The sequence below is a fragment of the Leuconostoc gasicomitatum LMG 18811 genome (genome assembly GCF_000196855.1).
Taxonomy (GTDB): domain Bacteria; phylum Bacillota; class Bacilli; order Lactobacillales; family Lactobacillaceae; genus Leuconostoc; species Leuconostoc gasicomitatum.
Genome location: NC_014319.1, coordinates 1,305,755 through 1,331,145, shown reverse-complemented (window position 1 = coordinate 1,331,145; position 25,391 = coordinate 1,305,755). Strand labels below are relative to the sequence as shown.

General features: G+C 37.7%; 26 protein-coding genes. 25 read left to right on the top strand and 1 reads right to left on the bottom strand.

Going from position 1 to position 25,391, the window contains the following annotated elements:
- The first annotated feature begins 48 nt into the window (after positions 1 to 48).
- The 9 genes from LEGAS_RS06400 (at position 49) to LEGAS_RS06360 (ending at position 7,954) form a co-directional block, all read left to right on the top strand.
- Positions 49 to 795, top strand: a complete 747-nt coding sequence (locus tag LEGAS_RS06400; RefSeq protein ID WP_013231747.1) for a protein phosphatase 2C domain-containing protein — start codon at positions 49 to 51, stop codon at positions 793 to 795.
- 2 nt (positions 796 to 797) lie between these two features.
- Positions 798 to 2,708 carry a Stk1 family PASTA domain-containing Ser/Thr kinase gene (pknB, locus tag LEGAS_RS06395; RefSeq protein ID WP_010386584.1) on the top strand — a complete coding sequence of 637 codons (1,911 nt, stop codon included), beginning with the start codon at positions 798 to 800 and terminating at the stop codon, positions 2,706 to 2,708.
- Positions 2,709 to 2,754: 46 nt separating this feature from the next.
- On the top strand, positions 2,755 to 3,660 hold the full coding sequence (rsgA, locus tag LEGAS_RS06390) for a ribosome small subunit-dependent GTPase A (protein WP_013231746.1): 906 nt from the start codon (positions 2,755 to 2,757) through the stop codon (positions 3,658 to 3,660).
- A gap of 17 nt (positions 3,661 to 3,677) precedes the next feature.
- Positions 3,678 to 4,334 (top strand): ribulose-phosphate 3-epimerase, encoded by a 657-nt coding sequence (rpe, locus tag LEGAS_RS06385; RefSeq protein ID WP_010386583.1) that lies wholly within the window; start codon positions 3,678 to 3,680, stop codon positions 4,332 to 4,334.
- Entirely contained in the window at positions 4,334 to 4,978 is a 645-nt protein-coding gene (locus tag LEGAS_RS06380; RefSeq protein ID WP_010386582.1) for a thiamine diphosphokinase, read from the top strand. Before rpe ends, LEGAS_RS06380 begins: the two co-directional genes overlap by 1 nt.
- 45 nt (positions 4,979 to 5,023) lie before the next feature.
- Positions 5,024 to 5,338 carry a thioredoxin gene (trxA, locus tag LEGAS_RS06375; RefSeq protein WP_013231745.1) on the top strand — a complete coding sequence of 105 codons (315 nt, stop codon included), beginning with the start codon at positions 5,024 to 5,026 and terminating at the stop codon, positions 5,336 to 5,338.
- A gap of 89 nt (positions 5,339 to 5,427) precedes the next feature.
- Positions 5,428 to 5,628 carry a 50S ribosomal protein L28 gene (rpmB, locus tag LEGAS_RS06370; RefSeq protein WP_010017046.1) on the top strand — a complete coding sequence of 67 codons (201 nt, stop codon included), beginning with the start codon at positions 5,428 to 5,430 and terminating at the stop codon, positions 5,626 to 5,628.
- A gap of 258 nt (positions 5,629 to 5,886) precedes the next feature.
- Positions 5,887 to 6,246 carry an Asp23/Gls24 family envelope stress response protein gene (locus LEGAS_RS06365; protein WP_010386579.1) on the top strand — a complete coding sequence of 120 codons (360 nt, stop codon included), beginning with the start codon at positions 5,887 to 5,889 and terminating at the stop codon, positions 6,244 to 6,246.
- Positions 6,247 to 6,253: 7 nt separating this feature from the next.
- On the top strand, positions 6,254 to 7,954 hold the full coding sequence (locus LEGAS_RS06360; protein WP_013231744.1) for a DAK2 domain-containing protein: 1,701 nt from the start codon (positions 6,254 to 6,256) through the stop codon (positions 7,952 to 7,954).
- 72 nt (positions 7,955 to 8,026) lie between these two features.
- Here the strand turns inward: LEGAS_RS06360 and LEGAS_RS06355 are convergent, their stop codons facing one another.
- Entirely contained in the window at positions 8,027 to 8,233 is a 207-nt protein-coding gene (locus tag LEGAS_RS06355; RefSeq protein WP_010386577.1) for a DUF4044 domain-containing protein, read from the bottom strand.
- 179 nt (positions 8,234 to 8,412) lie between these two features.
- On the opposite strand from LEGAS_RS06355, the gene LEGAS_RS06350 reads away from it, so the two are divergent.
- The 16 genes from LEGAS_RS06350 (at position 8,413) to ileS (ending at position 25,301) form a co-directional block, all read left to right on the top strand.
- The gene (locus LEGAS_RS06350) at positions 8,413 to 8,754 is read left to right on the top strand and encodes a hypothetical protein (RefSeq protein WP_013231743.1); all 342 of its coding nucleotides are present in this window, start codon (positions 8,413 to 8,415) and stop codon (positions 8,752 to 8,754) included.
- Positions 8,755 to 8,908: 154 nt separating this feature from the next.
- A complete protein-coding gene (mraZ, locus tag LEGAS_RS06345; RefSeq protein WP_013231742.1) occupies positions 8,909 to 9,340 on the top strand; it encodes a division/cell wall cluster transcriptional repressor MraZ in 432 nt (143 codons plus the stop codon).
- 17 nt (positions 9,341 to 9,357) lie between these two features.
- Complete coding sequence (rsmH, locus tag LEGAS_RS06340) at positions 9,358 to 10,299, top strand: 16S rRNA (cytosine(1402)-N(4))-methyltransferase RsmH (protein WP_010386575.1); 942 nt, start codon at positions 9,358 to 9,360, stop codon at positions 10,297 to 10,299.
- An 18-nt stretch (positions 10,300 to 10,317) separates the two neighbouring features.
- Positions 10,318 to 10,674 carry a cell division protein FtsL gene (locus LEGAS_RS06335; protein WP_013231741.1) on the top strand — a complete coding sequence of 119 codons (357 nt, stop codon included), beginning with the start codon at positions 10,318 to 10,320 and terminating at the stop codon, positions 10,672 to 10,674.
- A gap of 2 nt (positions 10,675 to 10,676) precedes the next feature.
- Positions 10,677 to 12,857 carry a penicillin-binding protein gene (locus LEGAS_RS06330; protein WP_180384622.1) on the top strand — a complete coding sequence of 727 codons (2,181 nt, stop codon included), beginning with the start codon at positions 10,677 to 10,679 and terminating at the stop codon, positions 12,855 to 12,857.
- A 9-nt stretch (positions 12,858 to 12,866) separates the two neighbouring features.
- Complete coding sequence (gene mraY, locus LEGAS_RS06325; RefSeq protein ID WP_010389866.1) at positions 12,867 to 13,829, top strand: phospho-N-acetylmuramoyl-pentapeptide-transferase; 963 nt, start codon at positions 12,867 to 12,869, stop codon at positions 13,827 to 13,829.
- A 45-nt stretch (positions 13,830 to 13,874) separates the two neighbouring features.
- Positions 13,875 to 15,221 carry a UDP-N-acetylmuramoyl-L-alanine--D-glutamate ligase gene (gene murD / locus LEGAS_RS06320; RefSeq protein WP_010389867.1) on the top strand — a complete coding sequence of 449 codons (1,347 nt, stop codon included), beginning with the start codon at positions 13,875 to 13,877 and terminating at the stop codon, positions 15,219 to 15,221.
- Between the two features lies 1 nt (position 15,222).
- Entirely contained in the window at positions 15,223 to 16,332 is a 1,110-nt protein-coding gene (murG, locus tag LEGAS_RS06315; protein WP_010389870.1) for an undecaprenyldiphospho-muramoylpentapeptide beta-N-acetylglucosaminyltransferase, read from the top strand.
- Positions 16,333 to 16,363: 31 nt separating this feature from the next.
- Positions 16,364 to 17,095 carry a cell division protein FtsQ/DivIB gene (locus tag LEGAS_RS06310; RefSeq protein ID WP_179304323.1) on the top strand — a complete coding sequence of 244 codons (732 nt, stop codon included), beginning with the start codon at positions 16,364 to 16,366 and terminating at the stop codon, positions 17,093 to 17,095.
- Between the two features lie 88 nt (positions 17,096 to 17,183).
- Positions 17,184 to 18,533, top strand: coding sequence for a cell division protein FtsA (gene ftsA, locus LEGAS_RS06305; RefSeq protein WP_013231739.1), 1,350 nt, complete (start codon positions 17,184 to 17,186; stop codon positions 18,531 to 18,533).
- 20 nt (positions 18,534 to 18,553) lie between these two features.
- The gene (gene ftsZ / locus LEGAS_RS06300; protein WP_010389873.1) at positions 18,554 to 19,858 is read left to right on the top strand and encodes a cell division protein FtsZ; all 1,305 of its coding nucleotides are present in this window, start codon (positions 18,554 to 18,556) and stop codon (positions 19,856 to 19,858) included.
- Positions 19,859 to 19,963: 105 nt separating this feature from the next.
- Positions 19,964 to 20,425 carry a cell division protein SepF gene (locus tag LEGAS_RS06295; RefSeq protein ID WP_010390941.1) on the top strand — a complete coding sequence of 154 codons (462 nt, stop codon included), beginning with the start codon at positions 19,964 to 19,966 and terminating at the stop codon, positions 20,423 to 20,425.
- A gap of 3 nt (positions 20,426 to 20,428) precedes the next feature.
- Positions 20,429 to 20,692 carry a YggT family protein gene (locus tag LEGAS_RS06290; protein WP_010390939.1) on the top strand — a complete coding sequence of 88 codons (264 nt, stop codon included), beginning with the start codon at positions 20,429 to 20,431 and terminating at the stop codon, positions 20,690 to 20,692.
- Between the two features lies 1 nt (position 20,693).
- Positions 20,694 to 21,485: a YlmH family RNA-binding protein gene (locus LEGAS_RS06285; protein ID WP_013231738.1), complete on the top strand. Its 792-nt coding sequence runs from the start codon at positions 20,694 to 20,696 to the stop codon at positions 21,483 to 21,485.
- Positions 21,486 to 21,523: 38 nt separating this feature from the next.
- Positions 21,524 to 22,213: a DivIVA domain-containing protein gene (locus tag LEGAS_RS06280; RefSeq protein WP_013231737.1), complete on the top strand. Its 690-nt coding sequence runs from the start codon at positions 21,524 to 21,526 to the stop codon at positions 22,211 to 22,213.
- A 295-nt stretch (positions 22,214 to 22,508) separates the two neighbouring features.
- Positions 22,509 to 25,301, top strand: a complete 2,793-nt coding sequence (ileS, locus tag LEGAS_RS06275) for an isoleucine--tRNA ligase (protein ID WP_013231736.1) — start codon at positions 22,509 to 22,511, stop codon at positions 25,299 to 25,301.
- The last annotated feature ends 90 nt before the right edge of the window (positions 25,302 to 25,391 follow it).

Sequence of the window (25,391 nt, the reverse complement as noted above, 5' to 3'; positions counted from 1 at the left end):
TCCCAGAAAATCTTTAGCAGATACGTTTTTAGAAGATAAAATAATCCTATGCAAATAGCATTTCATACTGATTCCGGCGTCAAACGTAATGAAAATCAAGATTACGTTGGTGCATTTACAAACCAAAAAGGCAATGTGATGGTTATGGTGGCCGATGGTGTCACTTCAACTGAGGGTGGGGAAGTTGCTAGTGCCATGGCTGTAGAACATTTTGGTCACGCCTGGGAAAAAACAACAATTGAAACAATCAAGCCATCAATCGCTTGGATCAAAGAAACAGTTGCCCTTGAAAACGATGTCATTATAGAGGCAGGACAACGATTTGATGATTTAAAAACAATGGCCACGACACTCGTACTGGCAATCTTGTTTGATGAACAGGTCGTTATTGGTAATTTGGGCGATTCTAAGGCATTTTTGTTGCATCATAATAGCTTAAAACAAATATCGTTTGACCATAACCTTAAAAATGAACTTGTCCGCACCGGCACAGTTAGCCAAAAGCAAGCTGAAAATGTCCCTAATGCGAACAGTGTGACAAGGTTTTTAGGTGTTGATAGGCACGCAGATATTGAAATTGGACAGCACAAATTTTCTGACGAAGATATGTTGTTTTTAACATCTGATGGTATTACTAAAGTGCTTAATAAAACAACAATTAAGCAAATTATGAGAACGGCAACAACTTTGGATTTGCGTGCACACGAATTGATTCGGTCCGCTAACAACAATGGTGCGTCAGATAATGTGACGGCCCTCTTGGTGAGTCGTAACAATGAAGAGGATACAAAATAATTATGTTACCAGATACAGTGATAGACAATCGTTATAAAATTATCAAATCGCTTGGCGGGGGTGGCATGGCCAATGTTTATTTGGCACATGATGAATTTTTGGATCGTGACGTCACATTTAAGATGATGCGGTTGGATATGAAAAACGATGTTGAGTTAGCCAAACGTTTTCAGCGTGAGGCTATTTCAGCAACGGAATTGGTTCATGATAATATTGTTCAGGTATATGACACTGGGGAATACGAAGGAACACAATATCTGGTGATGGAATATGTAGAAGGTAATGATCTAAAATCATTCATTGCCGAGCACTTTCCAATTCCATATCAACAAGTAGTTGATATCATGACGCAAGTGCTAAGTGCAGTGCAAGCCGCACACGACGCTGACATTATTCATCGTGATTTAAAGCCACAAAATATCTTAATTGACAAACATTGCCAAGTGAAAATCACCGATTTTGGCATCGCCATTGCAAAATCAGTTCAAGATATGACACAAACAAATACTGTTATCGGTTCAGTTCATTATTTATCACCTGAACAAACGCGTGGCGGACTTGCATCAGCAAAATCAGATATATATGCGCTAGGCGTTATGCTTTACGAAATGCTGACCAAACAAGTTCCTTACGAAGGTGACACACCAGTTGCAGTTGCAATGAAACATACGACTGAAGAGATGCCATCTGTTCGTGATTTTGATCCGCGAATTCCGCAAGCCTTAGAAAATGTTATCTTAAAAGCAACAGCCAAAAGACCACAAGATCGTTATTTAAGTGCCGCAGCGATGTCTGAAGATTTAAATACGACATTATCACCTAGGCGCTCAGATGAAATACGATTTGCACCGATGTCAGACACAATAGACGAGACACGCATTATTCCAATGGCTCAAATTCAAGATCAGTTAAAAACTGGTGTGTCATCTGATAAAATTTTTCCAGACGAAGTACCTGAAGAACCCTCTATAAAAGATGTTATTATATCACATGGTAAAAAGGGTTATTCTGTTAAAGATATTGCGCATATTGTTGATCGCACACCCAACTACGTCCGTAGTGTTTTGCGAGGGAATGGCATTAAATTCCGTAAACTCCGTAAATGGCCTTGGGTGCTACTAGGACTTGTTTTAACGGCTCTTGTTGCAATTGTTTTCTTAAATTATCAATCCAATAAAACGACTGTACCAAATGTCATTAATTTGACACAAGATCAGGCGACAATGAAAATCAAAAAAGCTGGTTTGGTTGTTGGCACTGTTAGTTCAACACCGTCAAAAACAATTACTAATGGGCATGTTGTTCGTACAACACGAAGTAGTGGTGCAGAAGCAAAAAAGGGAGATACAATTAATTTGATTATATCTTCTGGACGTGCCAAAGTACGCTTTGGTGATTATGTTGGTTCAGATTATGATGTGACTGCGACACAACTTCGTGCTCAAGGGTACTCTGTTACAAGAAAAGATAGTCCTTCTGATAGTGTGTCAGAAGGTAGAATAATTTTACAGTCTGTTGACGCTAATGGAAAAGTGGATCCGACTGCAACAAATGTTGAATTCACAGTTTCAACTGGCGCGCAACGCATTAATGTACCAGACTTTACCGGGAAAAGTACACAAGAACAAGTTCAAAGTTGGGCCAGTGAACATGATATTGTGGTTAACTTTAATACGCAATATGATGGCAATACAAAAAAAGATCATGTAATTAGTCAGTCTATTCGCGGTGGTTCAAGTATTACCAAAGATATGGTGTTACTTGTGACTATCTCACAAGGCCCTCAAGTTTCATCAAGCGATTCTTCTGATGATTCGAGTTCGTCAAATGAATCATCTTCGTCAAGTAGTTCAAACTCATCTAGTTCATCATCTTCATCAAACAGTGCCTCAAGTAGTAAAAATAAGAACTAAAACAACATCAGTCGATTATAATCGGCTTTTTTGTTATACTAATGATATGAAAACAGGACGAATTATTCGATCATTAAGCGGTTATTATGATATACAAATTTCAAGTGGTGAGGTACAACGTACACGTGCACGTGGTGAGTTTAGAAAATCAGGACAAAAACCGCTTGTTGGTGACTTTGTTGACTTTGAGAGTGAAAATGATGAGGGGCTAATTTGGAAAATTCATCCGAGAGAAAATGTGCTAGTTCGACCACCAATTGCAAATATTGATGTTGCCGTAATTGTAACAGCGCTTAAAGAACCAGATTTTGCACCGAATTTGTTAGATAGGCAATTAGTTGCATTAGCAGCTGCCCGTGTGACACCATTAATTTATTTTACGAAGTCAGATTTATTAACTGAATCAGAGTATATTCATGCAACAGAAGTGTTGAACCGCTATTTAAAAATAGGCTATACGACAATATTACCATCCATAAACAACACAAATAACAATTTTTTTGAATTGCGCTCTGAGTTGCGCGGTAAAGTTGCTGTATTCATGGGGCAAACGGGTGCTGGAAAATCAACACTATTAAATCATTTATCACCTGAGTTAGGCCTTGAAACAGGTGTTGTTTCAAAGGCATTGAGTCGTGGAAAACATACAACTCGGCAAGTAACGCTAATTCAAGTAGATGATGCCTTGATTGCTGATACACCAGGATTTTCATCGTATGAAGTTTTTGATTTTCCGGTTGAACAGTTAGCTGATTATTTTCCTGAATTTGTTGCTGTACGTCAAAATTGTCGTTTTCGTGGATGTTTACATCTCAATGAACCGGGATGTGCCGTCAAGGAAAGCTTAACTCTTGGCGCTATAGCACAATCACGGTATAATAGTTATAAGGCCTTTTACGATTTAATTAAGTCGCAAAAGCCAAGATATAAGACAGATAATCGAAACATTTAGGAAGAAGGAATAGTAACATGGCAGGAATTATTGCACCATCTATATTAAGTGCTGATTATACAAATTTAGAGCGTGATGTGAAGCTTGTGGAAGCCGCTGGTGCGGAATATCTTCATATTGACGTGATGGATGGTAATTTTGTACCATCGATTTCTTATGGTCCAGGTTGGGTTAAACAATTACGTCCAGAAACAAAAATGATGTTAGATGTGCACTTAATGGTCATGAATCCTGAAAAAGTTGTTGATGAATTTGCCGATGCTGGCGCAGATATCATTGGTGTGCACGTGGAGGCAACGCCACATATCCATCGGGCGTTGCAAATGATTAAGAATAAAGGTGTTAAGGCCGAAGTTGTAATCAATCCAGGAACACCTGTATTAGCAATTGAATCAGTTTTGGATATGGTTGACCAAGTGCTTGTGATGACGGTTAATCCTGGCTTTGGCGGACAAAAATTTCTGCCTTCTACAATTGAAAAAATTGCACAATTAAAAGCTATCCGTGAAGAGTTGGGTTATAAATTTGATATCGAAATTGATGGTGGTGTGAATAATGAGACGATCACTGCTGCATTTGAAGCAGGTGCAAATGTCTTTGTTGCAGGATCGTACGTCTATGATAAAATTGATCCTACTGCTAAAATTGCTACCCTGAAAGACCTGATAAAATAATGCAAATTAACATTTTGGCAGGTGGAGCAACTTCTTTATGGCCAAGTGATTTGTTTGATTTTCCAGGTCTTTGGATTGGGGCTGATCGTGGCGCATGGCGCTTATATCAGCATCATATACCGATGTTAATGGCCGTGGGAGACTTTGACTCACTGACGCCTGATGAGTTGCATATCCTTGAATCACATCTAAAAACAAACGAAATTATACATGTTAAGGCTGAGAAAGATGAAACTGATACGGAACTTGCGTTGTTATACGCGCAAGCTCAAAATCCGGATAGCATTAATATTTTTGGTGCAACAGGGGGACGACTGGATCATCTATTAAGTAATTTGTGGTTGTTAGCTGATCCCACTTTTGAAAAAATTGTTGAAAAAACAAAAATTATTGACAATGTTAATAGTGTGAGTTATTTAAAACCAGGTTTAAAAACAGTTAGCAAAATACCAAGTGCAAAATATCTTGGATTTATGCCGCTTAACACAGTTGCTAATTTTAAGATAATTGATGCAAAATACCCATTGGCCTTAACGGATAGTGTTTACAAAATGTGGTCGTCAAATGAGTTTGTCGGTAATATGGTACATGTGAGTTTTGATACCGGCGTTATTATGGTTACGCAAACAAGAGATAAAGTATAATGGTATTAGAAAAGTAAGTAAATCTATGTCTATGAGGATAAAATTATGACAGTGAAAATAATTGAAGATGCAACATTTGAAAAAAAGACAGCCACTGGCGTTAGTATCACAGATTTTTGGGCAACTTGGTGTGGCCCTTGCCGTATGCAATCACCCGTATTAGAAGCGCTTTCTGAAGAAGTGGACAACGTTGATTTTGTTAAAATGGATGTTGATGCTAACCCTGACACACCAGCAAAATTTGGTATTCGTGCCATTCCAACGTTACTCGTTCAAAAAGATGGTGAGGTTGTTGAGCGACTAACTGGTTTCCATACAAAAGATCAATTAGCAGCTGTTTTGTCAAAATATACAAAATAACTTGCCAAAGTGCTTTTAATCTGGTAGAATTTACTAATGTTGTAGAAAGAGCCTTTTTTAAAATAATGGCTCGAAAAGGAGGGTCGAACATGGCAAAAGATGCTATTACAGGCGCACGCACACGTTTTGGTAACCAACGTTCACACGCGTTGAATTCAAGTCGTCGTAGCTGGAAGCCAAACTTGCAAAAAGTGACTGTTAAGATTAACGGTGCTCCCGCAAAGAAAGTTTATTTATCAGCGCGTACTTTGAAGTCTGGATTGAAGACCGGAACTATCGAACGCGTATAAACGGCAGTACGATTGAAGTTGTGCCAGAATATTGTGCATAACTGACATAAAACGACCACCACTCCGGTGGTTTTTTTATGTCAAAGAGTTGATTGCTCGGATACGTTTATTGTTGAGATATGTTAAAATAATAGCAGTAGACCTTTCAAGGAGGAAATACATTAACGCGATTGTTCTCAAACTATTCATGCTACAAATTGATGTGATTATTTCGTAGCATGATGGTTTGTATATTTCTGAGTTAATGTTTTAAATATTATGGCAATCAAAATTAAAACTAAAATTGGTGAAATTACAATTGAAAATGATGTTATCGCGACCATTGTTGGTGGTTCTGCTATTGAGAATCCTGGGGTTGTTGGCATGGCTTCTCGAGCAACATTTCGTGATGGTATGAATCAAATTTTAAATCGCGAAAATTATGCTAAAGGCGTTGTCATTCATCAAGAAGAGAACGGCGTAAACGTAGATGTTTATTTGGTTGCGCAGTATGGTACAAAGTTATCAGAAATTTCTAAATCAGTTCAAGGTAAAGTAAGATATAATCTCGACGCACTACTAGGAATTCACGCAACGGAAGTTAACGTGATTGTTCAAGGTGTTCGCGTCACGGACTAGGAGTATCATGACTAAAATGACGACAATTACCAATGTTGAATTTGGTAAAATGATTAATGCTGCAGCAGCAGCGCTTGCCGCAAATGCGGACACGATTAATAAATTAAATGTTTTTCCGGTGCCAGATGGTGATACAGGGACAAATATGAGTCTGTCAATGGCAAGTGGCGCACAGTATGAGCGCGATGCGTTAGATACAGACATTAGCACGCTTGCTAAAGCAACGTCTAAAGGGCTTTTGATGGGAGCGCGTGGTAATTCTGGCGTTATCCTGTCACAAATATTCCGTGGCTTTTCTAACTCAGTTGAAGGCAAAAAAACGTTATCAGCACGGGATTTAGCTGACGCTTTGATGTCAGGTGCACAAGTGGCTTACAAGTCCGTTATGAAGCCAACAGAGGGTACAATTTTAACAGTCATTCGCGAAGCAGCATCAAAGGCAAATAAAGTAGCTGATGAGACGGATGATTTAGTTAATTTAATGCACGCCGTCAATGAAGCAGCACAAATTGCGCTGGCATCAACACCAGATCTATTACCTGTACTAAAACAAGTTGGTGTCGTGGATTCTGGTGGCCAAGGGCTTGTTTTTGTGTTGCAAGCATTCTACCAAGTATTAAGTGGTGATTTTAATGAAGCAGACCTTAAAACGCCTGATAATGCTGAATTAGATCAAATGGTTAAAGAATTACATGCTGGTGCACAAGCGAACAGTCATTTAGACCCCCAAAGTATAGAATATGGTTATTGCACAGAGATTATGGTGCAAATTGCGAAAGGTACAACATATGATCACGAATTTGATTATGAAACCTTTTACCATCATCTATCACAACTCGGAGATTCGTTACTTGTTATCAATGATGATGAAATTGTTAAAGTTCATGTTCATACAGAAAATCCAGGAGAAATTCTGCGTTGGGGAACCCATTTTGGCTCATTAGTCAAAGTTAAAGTCGATAACATGAGAGATCAGCAGCAAGCAGTTATTGATGCACAGCGCACAGAAGAAGCACAAATGGCTAAAATGGCCGCCGCCGCAGTACCTGCTTCTGATACGGCAGTAATTGCAATTTCATCAGGAGATGGTGTCGCTGAATTATTCAAGAGTTTAGGGGTCCATACAGTTATTTCTGGTGGTCAGACGATGAATCCATCAACGGCTGATATTGTTGATGCAATTAAAGCTACCGGTGCTAAAAGTGCTTTGATTTTACCAAATAATTCAAATATTTTCATGGCTGCTGATCAAGCTGTTGATTTGGCTGATATACCAGTATGTGTTGTCAAAACACGTACTGTTCAGCAAGGTTTAACAGCTATGATGGGATATAATCCGGAAGCAAAATTATCAGACAACGCTGATGAAATGGCTTCAGTGATGTTAGATGTCAAATCAGCCCAAATCACAAAAGCTGTGCGAGATACTAAGCTTAATGATATGATCATTAAGCATGGTGATTGGATGGGAATTCTTGATGGTGAAATTGAAGTTGTGACAAAGAAACTACTTGATGCTGCCAGCCAATCGGTGGCAAAAATGATTGATGATGATTCTGAAATTGTAACAATTATCTATGGTGAAAATACGAATCAAAAGGATGCTGAAAAACTGCAAGAAGCTGTTTTAGCTCTTAATGACGGTCTTGAGGTTGAAATTCATAATGGCAAGCAACCATTATATCCATTCTTAATTTCAGTCGAATAAGCGAGTATAGTAATTCGTATTTAAAAACTCTGGCGCAATTATAATTGCGCCAGAGTTTTTAAATACGAATTACTATAACCAACCTAACGCACTGATTGCAGCATAGAAAACACTACCAACCATTAACAAAACCATGACCCACGACATGATAAGTGTCATTTTTTCGATGCGAGTACGTGACTTTTGAACAGCTTTAGGAACACGATGTTGATTTAATTTTGCATCAATTTCCGCTTGTAATTTAGTATTAATAGGCCGTGCTTTTTGTTCGTCTGTCATATTTCACCTCATTTATAATTCAAAAACAGTGTATCATAATCAGCTATCTAGATGCAATTTTAAAATGATAAGTCAATTAATTTTAGACGATTCATTTATAATTTGTGATAGAAATTCTTGCCTTTTTGTTTAGGTTTAGGTATTGTTATTAAAGTACAGAGAAACTGTGAGGTAAAGTCATGCAGTGGTGGATTTGGCCGTTAAGTGCGGTAAGCTTTATATTATTGGTATTTGTGTTAAATAGATGGACACGTTTTGGTGATCTTAAAATTAAAACGTTAGATATTATTGTCATACCAGTCTGGGTGATATTACATGTTACTATGGGATATTGTTTTGGCATTAGTTTGATTTTATGGTTTCTGTTAGTGTGGTGTTTTGTGGGCGCCGTTTTGTCATGGTTTCTATTACAAAGCAAGTGGCATTGGCGATTGTTTTGGCATAAGTATTGGGAATGGAGTGGACTTGTTGGTACTTTATTACTTTTAATTGTAACAATTGTTGGGTTTTGGCACCACTAATATATTTTCTCGATAAAAACGCTGCTATGCAATAAAAGCAGCGTTTTTTTGTGTGTTAAAATTTACTAAATGATGACAAATTAGTAATTAGGTGGAGGGAAGTGGTGAAATGTGGTAAATTAGTAGTATAGAATTTTTATTGGAGGTGGTCCTGATGTTTATGGGCGAATATTCACATACGCTCGATATAAAGGGGCGACTTATTATTCCAGCAAAATTTCGAAACCAATTAGGCGAGAAGTTTATCGTGACGCGTTGGATGGAACACGCATTACGCGCCATGCCAATGCCAGTTTGGGAAAAATTAGAAAAGCAACTTAACGCGTTACCATTAGGAAAAAAAGAAGCACGTCAATTTAAACGTTTTGTGATGGCAGGGGCCATGGAAGCTGAAATTGACAAACAAGGACGAATTATAATTCCGTCAAACTTAAAAGACTATGCTGGACTTGAAAAAAGTGTGACAGTAACAGGATCTGGGGATTCATTTGAAATTTGGAGTTCAGAAAACTGGCATGATTATACACTTGCTACAGCTGATGATTTTGATGAGATTGCAGAAGGACTAGTTGACTTTGACTTCTAGTTAAAAGGATAAATAGAATGACTGAATTTGAACATGTCACAGTACTCTTAAAAGAAGCAGTTGCATTATTGAATGTAAAACCAGATGGTAATTATGTTGATGCAACTTTAGGTGGCGGTGGTCATACTGGTGAAATTCTTAAGCAACTAGACAATGGTATACTTTATAGTTTTGATCAAGATGATACAGCAATTAAGTATAACGAAGAACAATATGCCGCTGAAATTGCATCAGGTAAATTAGTACTAATCCATCAGAATTTTCGAACACTGACTGAAGCTTTAGCTGAACTGGGTGTGACACAAGTTGATGGCGTACTTTATGATTTAGGCGTCAGTTCAGTACAGTTTGATGATGGACAACGTGGATTTAGTTATAATTACGATGCTGATTTGGATATGCGGATGGACCAACGACAGACGTTAACAGCTAAAACAATTATTAATGAGTGGTCGTTTAATGATATTTTACGTATTTTAAGTCGATATGGAGAAGATCGCTTTCCTAAACAAATTGCACGTAAGATAGAGCATCATCGTGAAAATGGCGTGATTAATACAACATTTGAATTAGTTGATATTATCAAAGAAGCCATTCCAGCTCCAGCTAGACGTAAGGGTGGGCATCCAGCAAAGCGAACCTTTCAAGCATTGAGAATAGCCGTTAATGATGAGCTAGGGGCATTAGAGGATTCTCTGACTCAGTCACTTGATTTGCTGGCACCAGGTGGTCGTATTAGCGCTATCACATTTCAATCACTTGAAGACCGTTTAGTGAAACAAATGTTTCGTGAAAAGACATCAACCCCAGAATTACCAGTTGGTTTACCAGTTTTACCTGGTCAATTCGAAGCAGATTATACTTTATTAACACGTAAACCTATTTTGCCAACTAATGATGAAACACAAACTAATCACAGATCACAATCGGCTAAGTTACGTGGTATCGAACGCAAATAATATTTAGGAGTTGCAAACATGGCACAGAATGCATATCAATATTCAACGGCAGCTGAAGCGCTACCTTTAGCACAACCAAAAACGCGTATAAAGTACAAGGCAGCGCGCTGGACACGAAAAGAGCGATTAATGGTTGCTTTTGTTTCAGCTGTCATTATGATATTGATGGTGGGTGTTGTTTTTTCCAGTATGCAGACGAATGCAGCCCGTTCAAATGCAGCAAACATGCAAACGGAAACTGAGACTACAAGAGAAACTAATAACGCTTTGCGTAGCGATATTCAAAACAAAACAAGTAAGCAAAATTTAGATGAGGTTGCTAAGAAATATAATATGACGTTATCCGATAGTAACGTCAGAAATATTAACCAATAATTATGAAAAATACTATGAGACGGATACCAAATAAAAAAGTTACTAAAAACGCCAAAGTGTTTGGTGGTGTATTACTGGGCGCAATTGTGCTGGTAACTTTAGGGCTTGGTATACGTCTTTTTGTTATAGCGAGTGGTTCGGTTGATGGACATAACTTAAATGATGCAACACGTCGTGCATTTATGGCGAACCAGGTAGTACCAGCAAGCCGTGGCAAAATTTATGATGCTAATGGTCAAGTACTAGCAGAAAACACAACAGTTTATGATATGTATGCTGTACTTGATAAAAAAGTAGCACGTGTTAAAGATACGAAAACTGGTCAATATGTTGATGGTTCTGGTCATGTAGTAGATAAAGAAACTACTGCAGAAAAGCTTAGTAAAATTATTGACATGGATCAAAAAGATATATTAAGTCGATTAGAAAAAAATGTTTATCAAGTTGAGTTTATCTCTACAAAAGTTCAAGCAAGTAAAAATTTAAATATTGATCAGTATAAAAAAATTCGGGCTCTTAAATTACCAGGTATAAATTTCATATCACGACCATCGCGTATATATCCTAATGGCAATATGGCGTCACATTTAATTGGTGCCATGAGTACTAATGACAATAAAAAGAGTGGTCAATCTCAACAAGTTGGGTTTATGGGCATAGAAGCTGCTGAAAATACCTTACTTGCCGGAAAAAATGGCATTAAAAAATATGATGGCCAAGTGGAAAATGTGCAGGATAGTAGGACAGTAAAACCGGGAAATGATGTTTACCTTACGTTAGATAGTTCACTTCAAAATACACTTGAAACACGTATGGATGACTTACTTAAATCGACGAAGGCAAAAGCGACAGTTGGTGTTTTGATGGAAGCTAAAACTGGTCGAATCGTTGCAGCAACGCAACGTCCAAATTTCAATCCCAATGGTAAAACAATTAATCCGGACCTATGGGCTAATTTATTGGACCAAGCCCCTTTTGAGCCTGGATCAACGATGAAAGGTGTTACGCTAGCTGCAGCCATTGATTCAGGAAAATGGCGACCTAATGCCACCTACCCATCTGGGACACTCTTAATTGATGGCAAAAAAGTTGTTGATGCATTTGGGCAAGATCAAGGTACGCTCACTTATCGAGAAGGATTTTGGCGTTCTTCCAACGTTGCATTTGCACGCACTGAACAGCAACTTGGTGCCGCAACTTGGCTTAAGTATCTTGAAAAATTTCGGTTTCTACAATCGACTAAATCAGGTTTAAATGGTGAAGACGCTGGGATTATTTCTTATGCTTATCCTATTGATCAGGCCAATACGGCCTATGGCCAAGGAATTAGTGTGACACCATTACAAATGATTCAAGCCTACTCAGCTATTGCAAATGATGGAAAAGAAGTTAAACCATACTTTGTGGATAAAGTGGTTAATCCTGCAACAGGGGCAGTGCTGCAACAAGGAAAAACAGATACTGTCGCACACCCTATTAAAGCCAGCACAGCACAACAGGTTCGTAAGTACATGATTGATGTTGTTAATCAGGAGACTGGTACTGCAAAGGAATTTGATTTGCGAAAGTTTGGTTATCAAATTGCAGCTAAAACTGGAACAGCACAAATATCTGAAAATGGCCAGTATTTACAAGGATTAAGCAATGCCATTCATTCTGTTATGGTTTTGGCACCAGAAAAAAATCCAAAGTATATTTTCTATATGGCTGTAAAGCAACCTAAGATATTCCCTGATCCAACAATTCAAATAACAATGAATAAGGTATTTCAACCCTTGATGCTTCAGGCTTTAAATAATAGTGATAGTGCTGTAAAATCAAAGACAACGAAACAGACAGTACCTAATGTTGTCGGTCGGTCAATTGCTAAAGCCACGCAAACATTGACTGATGCAGGTTTTAGAACAGCTGTTGTGGGTAATAGTGGCCAAATTGAGAGCCAGTCATTACGACCAGAACAAAAATCATTAACAAATCAACTGGTGATTTTGCATGCAAAAGGTAATACATATTTGCCAGATATGACGGGCTGGAGTTTGACGGATGCACAGTCATTTGCTCGAGAAGTAGGGTTTAAACTCACTTGGTCAGGATCTGGTTATATTGTGGGCCAAACAGTGGCTAAAAATCAGTTAGTTGTGGATACTAGTCAAGTTGCTGTTAGGTTAAAAGAAAAGAAGTAAGGAAAGAATATGTCTGAAAATTTATGGGCGTTGGCCCGTGCACTAATCGTAACAGTGATATTTATGCCATTTCTGATTAAGTTTTTAAAACAATCAAAAGAGCAGGCAGTTATTCGAAAGCTTGGGCCAGACCATCAAGCAAAGTCTGGTACACCTAGCATGGGTGGTGTGCTTTTTGTTGCCGCTGCATGTATTAGTTCACTTATAGGTGGCGGGCTTCATAATGGGTGGCATGGTGTCATGACTATGGTGATTCCGGTAGTTGCATTTTTGGCTTATGCAACTATTGGTGGTATCGATGATACATTAAAATTAATTAACCATGCTGACGATGGTTTTGCTTTTAAGCCAAAGCTAATAGCTCAAACGATTAGTGCAGCAGTTATCATGTTAATTATGTGGCTTATGGGCGTTCCTTTCACATTGTATGTGCCATTGCTTGGAACATTCAATTTAGGCATTTTCTACTTTGTATTTCTTTGGTTTTGGCTTGTTGGCTGGTCAAATGCAACTAATCTTACTGACGGCTTAGATGGTTTATTGGCAGGTATAAGTATTATTGTTTATGCCGCTTATAGTATTATTGCTATGAACATGCATAATCAAATATTAGTTATTTTCAATTTTTCAGTGATTGGTTCCTTGATTGGCTTTTTGATTTTCAATAAACCTACAGCTAAGATCTTCATGGGTGATACTGGTTCGCTTGCTTTAGGAGCTGGTTTAGCCATTGAATCTATTTTGCTCGGTATGCCATTTTCTTTGGTTTGGTTTGGTTTGGTGTTTGTTATCGAAACACTATCAGTTATTATTCAAACAATTGGTTATCATTTCTGGCATAAGCGTATCTTTCCAATGGCACCAATTCACCATTCGTTTGAAAAATTTGGCTGGAGTGAATGGCAAATCGATACCTTGTTTTGGATTTTATCTGTCATTTTAGCAGTTGCTGGTATCTTTTACATGAATTAAAAGCGAGTATACTCGCGTACATAAAATTTTAGAAATCAGGTTATGATGAAAATACAAGATTTTAACAATAAAAAAGTGATGGTATTTGGTTGGGCACGTTCAGGAAAAGCAGCAGCGCAACGTTTGCTTGAACTAGGGGCGCAAGTCACTGTTGTTAATGGTGGCGAATTCGAAGATGACATGGTATATCGACAATTGTTAGCAGCAGGTGTCCAGTTTATTAACCATGATGATGCGGTGTCATTAAATACTTCTTTTGATTATTTAATTAAAAATCCAGGCATTAACTATGAAACAGCCTTGGTTAAACAAGCAAAAAAGCTAAAGATTCCTATTTTGACGGAGGTAGCAGTTGCTTTGAGCTCGTTTGAAGGCCGTTTAATTGCTGTTACGGGTTCAAATGGCAAAACAACAACAACGTCATTAATTCGAGATATGCTTAAAAGTGATGGTCAAAAAGTAACGACTGCTGGGAATATAGGTATTCCAGTCTGCGAGGTTATCAAAGACTTGACAGCAGATGATACACTTTTATTAGAATTATCAAGCTTTCAATTAATGGGCACGCCAGATATACGGCCAGATATTGCATTAATTACGAATATTTTTGCCAATCATTTAGATTATCATGGGACACGTGAAAATTACGTGGCGGCCAAGTTTCAGCTAACAAAAAATCAAACAAGTAATCAATTACTAGTCTTAAATGCAGATGGGCAAGATACAGATGAGTTTATCAAAAAAACACATGCAAAAGTTGTTGCGTTTTCTCGTATCAAAAATGATTATACTGTACGTACAGATAACGTTGATTTAATTATTTCGGATAATCATTTGATGCCGCTCAGTGGTATTAAATTGGTTGGGCCACATAATCTTGAAAATATTGTGGCTGCAGTGACAGTTGCAAAATTAGCAGGTGTGCATGATACGGCGATACGACATGTACTTGAAACATTTGGTGGTGTAGAACATCGATTACAACATGTTTTAACGGATAATGGTGTGGTTTTTTACAATGATTCAAAAGCGACAGATATTGAAGCGACACAAACAGCGTTAAATAGTTTTCACCAACCAACGATATGGTTAGCCGGGGGATTAGATCGTGGGGATGACTTGATGAGATTATTACCAAATTTATCACATGTGAAGGCTGTTATTGCCTTTGGTGAGACGCAGCAAAAAATTGTCGCTGTTGCACGTGCTGCTAATAAACCAGTTATTACTGTGGATGACGTTGAACAAGCTGTACCAGTTGCCGTGAAACTTGCCGTAACTGGAGATGTCGTGTTACTGTCACCAGCAGCAGCTAGCTGGGATCAATATAAAAGTTTTGAGGAGCGCGGTGAACGTTATGTTACTGAGTTAAAGAAAGTGTTGGGGCTATAATATGCGTGTAATTTTATCGGGTGGTGGCACAGGCGGCCATATTTATCCAGCTTTAGCATTGGCTGAAGTGATTAAGCAACATGAACCAGACTCAGAATTTTTATATGTTGGTTCGGAACGCGGAGTGGAATCTAATATTGTACCAGCAACTGGTATGGCTTTTGATAAGCTATCTGTCCAAGGATTTAAGCGGTCATTATCATTAGATAATGTTAAAACAGTTAATTTATTTTTGAGAGCAGTCAAGCAATCTAAAAAGATTATTAAAGATTTTAAGCCAGACGTTGTTGTTGGTACAGGTGGTTATGTCGCCGGGGCAGTAGTATATGCTGCGCAACGTATGCATATTCCAACTGTGATTCATGAACAAAATTCTGTTGCTGGTGTAACAAATAAATTTTTGGCGCGTGGTGCAAGCAAAATTGGTGTTGCTTTTGATGTTGCTAAACAACAATTTCCAGCAGGAAAAGTGACACTTGTTGGTAACCCTCGTGCGCAGCAAGTTGCACACATTGTATCAACGTTTTCTTGGCAAACTTTGGGCTTGCGAGATGACAAATCAACGCTTTTAATTTTTGGTGGCTCACAAGGCGCACCAGCTATCAATTCAGCAGTTATTGAAGCTATGAATACTTTTAATTTAAGAAATTATCAAGTTGTCGTAGTGACAGGGCCTAAGCGATATGACAATGTGTTATCACAACTAAATAGTCAGGGTATTGCTGTCGCTGATAATGTTCGCATTCTGCCATATATTGATAATATGCCAGAAGTGCTAGCAAAAACCAATGCGATTGTATCCAGAGCTGGGGCAACGTCAATTGCTGAAATCACAGCATTAGGCATTCCATCGATTTTAGTGCCAAGCCTTCATGTTACTGGCAATCATCAAACGAAAAATGCACAAAGCTTGGTCGATGATGGTGCTGCACTAGTAATAGCAGAAACAGATTTAAATGGAGAAACACTAATAACAGCTGTTGATTCATTATTGTTGAATGATAAAGCCAGCGAAAATATGGCGGCACAAGTTGCAAAAGTGGGAATACCTGATGCAGGTGATAGATTGTATAACTTAATACAAGATGCCATTTTAGAAAAGAAAGATTAAAATAGTGCATGTTTTAAAAGACAAAAAGATACTGAAAACAAAACGACCGCGACAACTTTGGATAAGCTTAGCGGCTTTTGTGGTGTTTATAGTCGGTATCGTGCTCCTATTACAGCCATGGCGAACAATTAAAACAGTTAATATCAATACCATGATGATACCAACTGATAAAATTGCAACGTATGCAAATATCAATCAGAAAACACCATACTGGCGTATAGTGGGCCAGACAAAGTTTATTGCACAACATATCGTTAGACAAGATGATCAAATTGATTCAGCTCAGGTCACATTACAGGGGAATAATGTTAACATTGACATTGTTGAGAAAGTAACTGCAGGTTATGTTGAACAAGGGCATAATTGGTATATTATTAATCGTGAGGGAATGTTTAAAAAGGTTCAAACCCCTGAAGGCAATGCACCTGTATATGCCAACTTTAAAACAAACAAAGATGTTAAAAAACTAGCTAAAGCGTTTGTATCATTAGAATTAACGTTACGTCAAAATATTAGTCAGATCATTTTTTCGCCTAATAAAGATAATGCTAACCGGCTCATAATTATTATGAATGATGGGAATACTGTTTATGCAACGTTAGATACATTTGGTAAAAAAATTAATTATTATCCTGGAATTGCTGCACAAATGCCTGTTAAGGGTATTGTTGATTTGCAATTTGGTGCCTATTCATATGCTTATGGCACCTCACAGGCAAATACAACGAATAAAAAAAGCGACCATAAAGACAAACAAAAGTGAGAATTTGTGGCGTAATAGCTATAACTTATGATATTATTATAGTTAGGTATATTTTATTAAAAAATAATTTTGTAAAGGGGCACGACGCATGAATAATTCAGGCGTGACGGTGGGTTTAGACATTGGTACCACATCCATCAAAGTAGTCATTGCGCAAACAACTGGTAATCAATTCAACGTGATTGGTGCAGGAAATGCACCTTCGCGAGGTTTACGTAAGGGCGTGATCGTGGACATTGATGCAACTGCCAGTGCGATCCGCGAAGCGATTGAACAAGCACAAGAAAAAGCGAATTTTCAAATTAATGAAGTAATTGTAGGAATTCCTGCAAATCAAATTGAAATGGTTCATGTCGAAGGCCTCGTTTCGATTGCTAATCAAAATAAACGTATTACTTACGCTGATGTACAAAATGTGGCAAAGCAGGCTTTATCGCATAATGTATCGTCAGATCATGATGTTATTGATTTAATTGCTGAGGAATTTATTGTAGATGGTTTTGATGGTATAAAAGATCCGCATGAAATGATTGGTGTGCGACTTGAATTACACGGAACAGCCTTTGTTGGACCAAGCAAGATTTTAGATAATACACGTATGGCAATTCAAAAAGCAGGTTTGAAGCTACATGAATTTGTTTTGGCACCATTGGCCATTGGCACTAGCATTTTAAATGATGGTGAACAGGACTTTGGAACTGTGTTAATAGATCTCGGTGGTGGACAAACCACGACATCCGTTATACATGATCGTAAGTTGAAGTTTAATCATGTAGACCTCGAAGGTGGGGATAATGTTACTAAAGATATTTCAACAGTTCTAGGTATATCTTATACACATGCTGAAAAAATCAAACGTGATTTTGGATATGCCGATCCAACTCAAGCAAGTTCTGACAAAGAATTTTCTGTTGAAGTTGTTGGAGATAATACGCCTCAATTAGTTAATGAACACTATCTTTCAGAAATTATTGCCGCAAGGTTAGAACAAATATATATGCGTGCATTTGATCCGCTGAGCACGGTTAACGGTTTGAACATGCCAGGTGGGATTGTTTTAACTGGTGGGAATGCAGCTTTGCCACGCATGGTTGACTATGCTAAAACTATTTTGGGTGACAATGTACGACTTTTTATCCCTGATCAAATTGGATTGCGTCATCCTTCTTATACACGCGCAATGGCGTATGCGATGTTTGCCTCGCGTGAAAGTATGACACAACAGGTCATTAAACAAGTTATTATGTCACATCGTGAAGATACTGATAGTATGCAATCTATACCATCAGTATCCAAACAATCACATGAATACGTAGAAACATCTGAGTCAACCGATCAGCCGTTATACAATTATGATGGCAAGCAAGATGACCAACCACGGCAAAGTATTTTTAGCCGTTTAATACAAACAATTAAGAATTTATTTCGAGAAGATTAGTATAATTAAGGAGACAACTTATGGATTTTTCAATTGATGACGCCCAGGAAACAGGTGCAATCATTAAAGTTATCGGTGTTGGTGGTGGTGGATCAAACGCTGTCAATCATATGATCGAAGAAGGTGTTAGTGGCGTTGAGTTTATCGTTGCTAACACTGATGTACAAGCCTTGGATAAATCTAAGGCTGATATTAAAATTCAAATTGGACCAAAATTAACAGGTGGTTTAGGTGCTGGTTCAAATCCTGAACGTGGAACTAAAGCTGCCGAAGAATCATCTGAAGATATTGCTTCAGCAATTTCAGGTGCAGATATGATTGTTATCACGGCTGGTATGGGTGGTGGAACTGGAAACGGTGCAGCACCAGTTGTCGCGCGTATAGCTAAAGAGCAAGGCGCTTTAACTGTTGCTGTGGTGACACGCCCATTCAAGTGGGAAGGGCCAAAACGTGGTCGTTTCGCTGCTGAAGGATTACAAGCGTTGTCCGAATCAGTTGATTCATTGATTGTGATTACTAACGAACGTTTAAAAGATCGTATTGATTTACGTACACCACTGTCAGAGGCCTTTAAAGTTGTTGATGAAGTTGTGGCTCAAGGTGTTCGAGGTATCTCAGAACTAATTACAAATCCAGGCTTCATTAATCTTGATTTTGCTGATGTGAAAACTGTTATGCAAGATGCCGGACCTGCATTAATGGGTGTTGGCCAAGCTAGCGGCGAAACACGTGCCGCTGATGCAACGAAGCAGGCTATTTCCTCACCATTGCTTGAAGTAGACATGTCAGGTGCTGAAGATGTTTTGCTAAATATTACTGGTGGATTGGATATGTCATTGTTTGAAGCACAAACAGCCTCAGAAGTGATTGCTCAAGAAGCAGGACGTGAGGTCAATGTTATTTTCGGTACCTCTATTGATGAAAATCTAGGTGATTCAATTCGTGTGACAGTAATTGCAACTGGTCTTCAGAATGTCACAGTAGATTCTGCAGCAAAAAAAGCTGCTGCACCAAAAGCAAACGCTGCTAAAGTATTTGGTACGACAAGTAACAATGTAACACCAGCAACACCAAACACATCAATATTTGAAAAACCAGCAACTGAGCCTGTTAAATCAACGACACCAGCGCCACAAAATGATCCATTTGCTGATTGGAATATTAGTGGTGCTTCAAAAGATGCGTTTGCTGATGATGAACGGTTTGATGGTGTACAAAAACAAGCCTTTGATGTGTTTAACACACCGACATCCAATGAAACACCAGTAGATTTTTCAAACAATGACGATGATACTGAACAACCACCATTCTTTAAAAAGCGTTAATAAAAAAACGTGAGTTGTGTATATTTTGATTGTGTTATATAACGATGAGATACAATCATTGTCGTGTACATGGTGAGCTGCAACCTGCGTGTTTAAGGAGAAATTATGGCATTAGGCGATACAATTAAACGTCTTTTTAGTAATGATGAAGATGATTTATATGAAGATAGCTATAACGATAGTAGCTATCAAGAACAACCACAACATCAACAACCAGTGCAACAAACATCACAGCAGCAAGCAGCCTATTTTGGCCGTCAATCGGCACAATCAACAATGACAGATCCAGGTAATGCTAATAGTAAAATTGCATTATTTGAACCTAAAGTATATTCAGATTCTAGAGATATTGCTTCTCAGATATTAGGTGGAGAGGCAGTAATTGTTAATTTTACGCAAATAGATGAAGCACAAGCTAAAAGAATATTGGATTTTCTAGGTGGTGCTATATATGCAGTCAATGGGGAAATTGAACGTATAGGTCAGTCTATCTTTTTAGTGACACCTGCAACTTTTGAAATTTCAGGGACGTTGACAGATAATTTAGAACCGAATACACGGTATTAACATATGCTAGAAATACTAAATTGGATTGTACGTATCGCAAATTACTATGAATATGCAATTGTTATTTATGTCTTAATGTCCTGGTTACCTGGCGCCCAACAATCAGTGTTTGGCAAATGGCTTCAACGAATTGTTTCACCCTATCTAAACTTATTTCGAATAATACCACCAATTGGTGGTATTATTGACATTTCGCCAATTGTTGCCATTTTGGCATTGAATTTTGCAATTAGTGGTTTGTCTCATCTGGTGTTACTTTTCCTATAATATGATAGATGATTTTTCAACAATTGAACAGCACTTTCGACCAGAAGAAGTCGCATTTATTCAGCAAGCAAGTGATTGGATTCGTCAAAGTGAAGATGAGTATCGGGGTATTCTAACACGTTTTTTAAATCCTCGAGAACAATATATTTTACAAACTCTAGTTAATCGTTCAGACAATTTACAGGTGCATTATAATGGTGCCACTAGTAATACTGAAAATCAGCGTGCTGTCATAGCACCAGATTTTTATACTGTTGCATTATCAGACTTTGAATTAGCAGTTCTTGAAATTAAATATCCGGTAAAATTCGCTGAGTTACATCATTCAATGATTCTAGGTGCGTTTATGAGTGCTGGTATAAAACGTGAAGTTATCGGTGATATTTTATCTAATGATAAGAAATGGCAAGTCATTGTTGATGCAAAAATGATAACCTATATTCAACAAACAGTTCAAAAAATTGGACGAATTAAAATTGAATTGATTGCACGTGATTTGAAAGATGTCATTGCGGTTCATGATGATTGGAACGAAATATTTTTATTATTGTCATCTTTACGAATTGACACGACTATTTCAATGGCTTTTAATATATCACGTAGTGTAGCAAAATCATTAATTGAACAGCAACAAGTTCGAGTTAATTGGACAACGATTGTTAAGCCTGATCATGTTGTAGCAATGGGGGATATCGTATCTGTTCGTAAATATGGTCGTCTACAACTTAAAATGTGTGATGGGTTTAGCAAAAAAGATAAAATTAAGGCAATTGTAAATATCATTCGACGTTAAGTTAACTCGAGTTATATCAAAATTAAAAGGAGACCAAGATGGTACTAACACCTGATGAAATTTTGAAGCATGAATTTACTAAAAAGGGTTCACGTGCATATATTGCATCTGAAGTTGATTCGTTTTTAGACCAAGTTAATGGTGATTATGAAACTATTATTACTGAACGTGATAAACTTTTAAATGATAATGATCAGTTACAAGTTAAAGTTGATGGTCTAGAGGCAAAGCGTGAGCAAGTCAACCAATCAATTTTTGTCGCTCAAGAAGCTGCTGATCGTTTGAGAAAAGAAGCTGATGGCGAAGTAAAAAAACAATTAACACATGCTCAAGAAGCAGCCACAAAGATTATTAGTGATGCACGTACAAAGGCTGAAGCTGAAGCAACAAGCTTAGCACAAGAAAATGAAGGTCTGATTAAAGAACAAAATGAATTAAGAACTGAAGTTGAAAATTTTAAAAATTCATTCTTGAAATTATTGGAACTTCAGCGTAAACTATTAGAAAATGATGATTTAGCTGAAGCAGTTCATCGTTTGCCAATTGGACAAGCAACGGCTGATCGTATTGATAAAATAGCAACAATTGAAAAAGAGCCTGTTAGGTCAATGATAACAAGTGAATCTGAACCTGATTCTACAGAAACAGAAAATGAGGAAACTGTTCCTGAGCAAGGACCAATTGTGGTGTTTCCCGAAGCAAGTGAAAACGAAGACAAAAAATTATAAGAAGCATAACACAATAAGAATGGCATACATACGTGCAGCGAGTCATGGTGGTTGGAGATGACCGTCCCTGTAGCCTTTTAAATCAGTTATGAATTTGTTAGACTGAAATTTAAGTAAGTTTAACCGGTGCAGACCGTTAATGCTGATTTGAGAGTTGTTTACTTGTAGACAACTAAAACTGGGTGGTACCACGTGAAAACGTCCCTGTGTTGTAAAACACAGGGACGTTTTTTATTGTTTTAGGGCACCTTATTATTTTGTCACTAACGCTAATTTATACATAGGAGATAGTATTATGAAATATAAAGATACACTTAATCTTGGAAAAACGGCATTTCCAATGCGCGGATCATTGCCAAAAACTGAGCCAATTCGTCAACAAAAGTGGTATGATTCTGATTTGTATAATCAACGTCTGTCACAAAATGAAAACAAGCCACATTTTAATTTACATGATGGCCCACCGTATGCTAATGGAAATATTCATTTAGGTCATGCGTTGAATAAAATTTCAAAAGACATTATTGTGCGTTATAAAAATATGGCTGGTTTTTATGCACCCTATGTTCCAGGATGGGATACACATGGTTTACCAATTGAACAGCAGTTAACAAAGGCTGGTCACGATCGTAAAACAATGCCTAAAGCTGAATGGCGAAATTTAGCAAAAGATTTTGCCTTGGAACAAGTTGATAAGCAAAAAAATGATTTTAAACGTTTAGGAATTATGGCTGATTGGCAGAATCCATATATCACATTGCAACCAGAATTCGAGGCGGCACAGTTACGTGTTTTTGGTGAAATGGCTAGTAAAGGTTATATATTCAAGGGATCAAAACCAGTTTATTGGTCGTGGTCATCAGAATCTGCTTTAGCGGAAGCGGAAATTGAATATCATGACATCAATTCAACATCTTTGTACTATGCTAATCAGGTGAAAGATGGTCGTGGTATTTTAGATTCTGATACTTATTTTGTGGTTTGGACAACTACGCCATTTACAGTGACAGCCTCACGAGGTATTACTCTTGGACCTGATATGGATTATTCAGTGATTCAACCAGCAGGAGAGACTCGCAAATTTGTCGTTGCTACAGGGCGTTTAGAGGTCATTGCGCCATTGTTTGGTTGGGATAAATATAAGACTTTAGCAACATATAAAGGCGAAGAATTGGATCGCATTACAGCGTATCATCCATGGGACCTTGATGCTGAAGAATTAGTTATGAATGCAGATCACGTTACTCTTGATTCGGGTACTGGTTTAGTTCATACTGCGCCTGGTTTTGGTGAGGATGATTTTAATGTTGGTAAGCAGTACGGTCTAGAAGTTGTTGTTACAGTCGATGAAAAAGGGTATATGACTAAAAATGCCGGACCGGATTTTGAAGGCAAGTTTTACGATGATGTTGTTGGCCTTGTCATCAACAAATTGACCACGGCTAATTTGTTCTTGGCTAAAGAAAAAATTACGCATTCTTATCCGTTTGATTGGCGTACAAAAAAGCCTATTATTTGGCGTGCTGTGCCACAATGGTTTGCATCTGTAGGTAAGTTCCGTCAAAATATTTTGGATGAATTAGATCATGTCAATTTTTTCCCTGAATGGGGGAAGAAGCGTTTGTATAATATGATTCGTGATCGTGGCGATTGGGTTATTTCACGTCAACGTGTTTGGGGTGTGCCATTACCCATTTTTTATGCAGAGGACAAAACGCCTATTTTAGATCAAACGATTATTAATCATGTAGCTGATTTATTTGAAGCACATGGTTCGAATTATTGGTTTGAGCATGAGGCTAAAGACTTATTACCTGAGGGCTATACCAACGCACACTCACCTCATGGGCAGTTTACTAAAGAAGAAGATATTATGGATGTTTGGTTTGATTCAGGTTCTTCTTGGTCTGGTGTCATGAATACGCGTGATCAATTAGATTATCCCGCAGACTTATATTTAGAAGGATCAGATCAATATCGCGGTTGGTTTAATTCCTCATTGATTACTTCGGTAGCTGTTACAGGGCATGCACCCTACAAAAATGTACTGTCTCAAGGATTCACTTTGGATGGTAAGGGCAACAAAATGTCTAAATCACTTGGTAATACCATATCACCACTTGATGTAGCCGACAAAATGGGTATTGAAATTTTGCGGTTATGGACAATTTCAGTTGATACATCACAAGATATGCCAGTATCAAATGATATTTTAAAACAAGTATCTGAAAGCTATCGTAAGTTACGTAATACTTTGAGATTTTTAATGGCTAATACGGCTGATTTTAACTATACAACAGATGCGATTACTTTTACTGACAGAGCTGGGCATGACCAATATTTCTCAGTCGTTTTAAATAATTTTATTAAAAACGTTCGTGATTCATATGATAATTATCAATTTAATGATATTTTTAAACGTGTTATTAATTTTGTTAACGTTGACTTGTCAGCATTCTATTTGGATATTGCCAAAGACGTTGTCTATGTTGAAGCACCATCTGGACATGCACGTCGTTCAATGCAAACAGTCTTTTATGAGACATTAATAGCATTGACAAAGTTATTGCTGCCTGTATTACCTCATACATCTGAAGAAGTTTGGGAATATTTGCCACATGAAAAATTAGGTTTTGCTTATCTTTCTGACATGCCAGAGGTCCAAAATCTTGGTGACACAAGTAAGTTATTGAAAAATTGGTCGATGTTTATGTCAATGAGAGATGCAGTTAACAAGGCGCTTGAAGAAGCACGAACGGCCGAACTAATTGGTAAAAATGCCGAGGCAGCCTTGACATTGTATTTGACAACAGAACAGCAACAACTGTTGTCTGATTTAAATGCTAACGTCCGTTTACTTTTGATGGTTTCTCAGTTATACATTGTTGATGCTAAAACAGCAGTTGACGTAAAATCATATGATGGTGTTTTGATCTCAGTGAAACATGCCGTTGGTGGTGTGTCACCGCGTGATCGTATGTTTCATGAGGATATTGGTGCAGATTCATCATTTCCAAATTTGTCAAAGCATGAAGCAGATATTATACGTGAGTTCTATCCAGAAGCATTGATTGAAGGATTAGAATAAAATTAGTATTAGCGTTACGTTTCGAAAACTCACAATAAATAGTTAATGAATTACATTGTTTGAAAATGCCAAAATGTCCTCTCAAAGTTA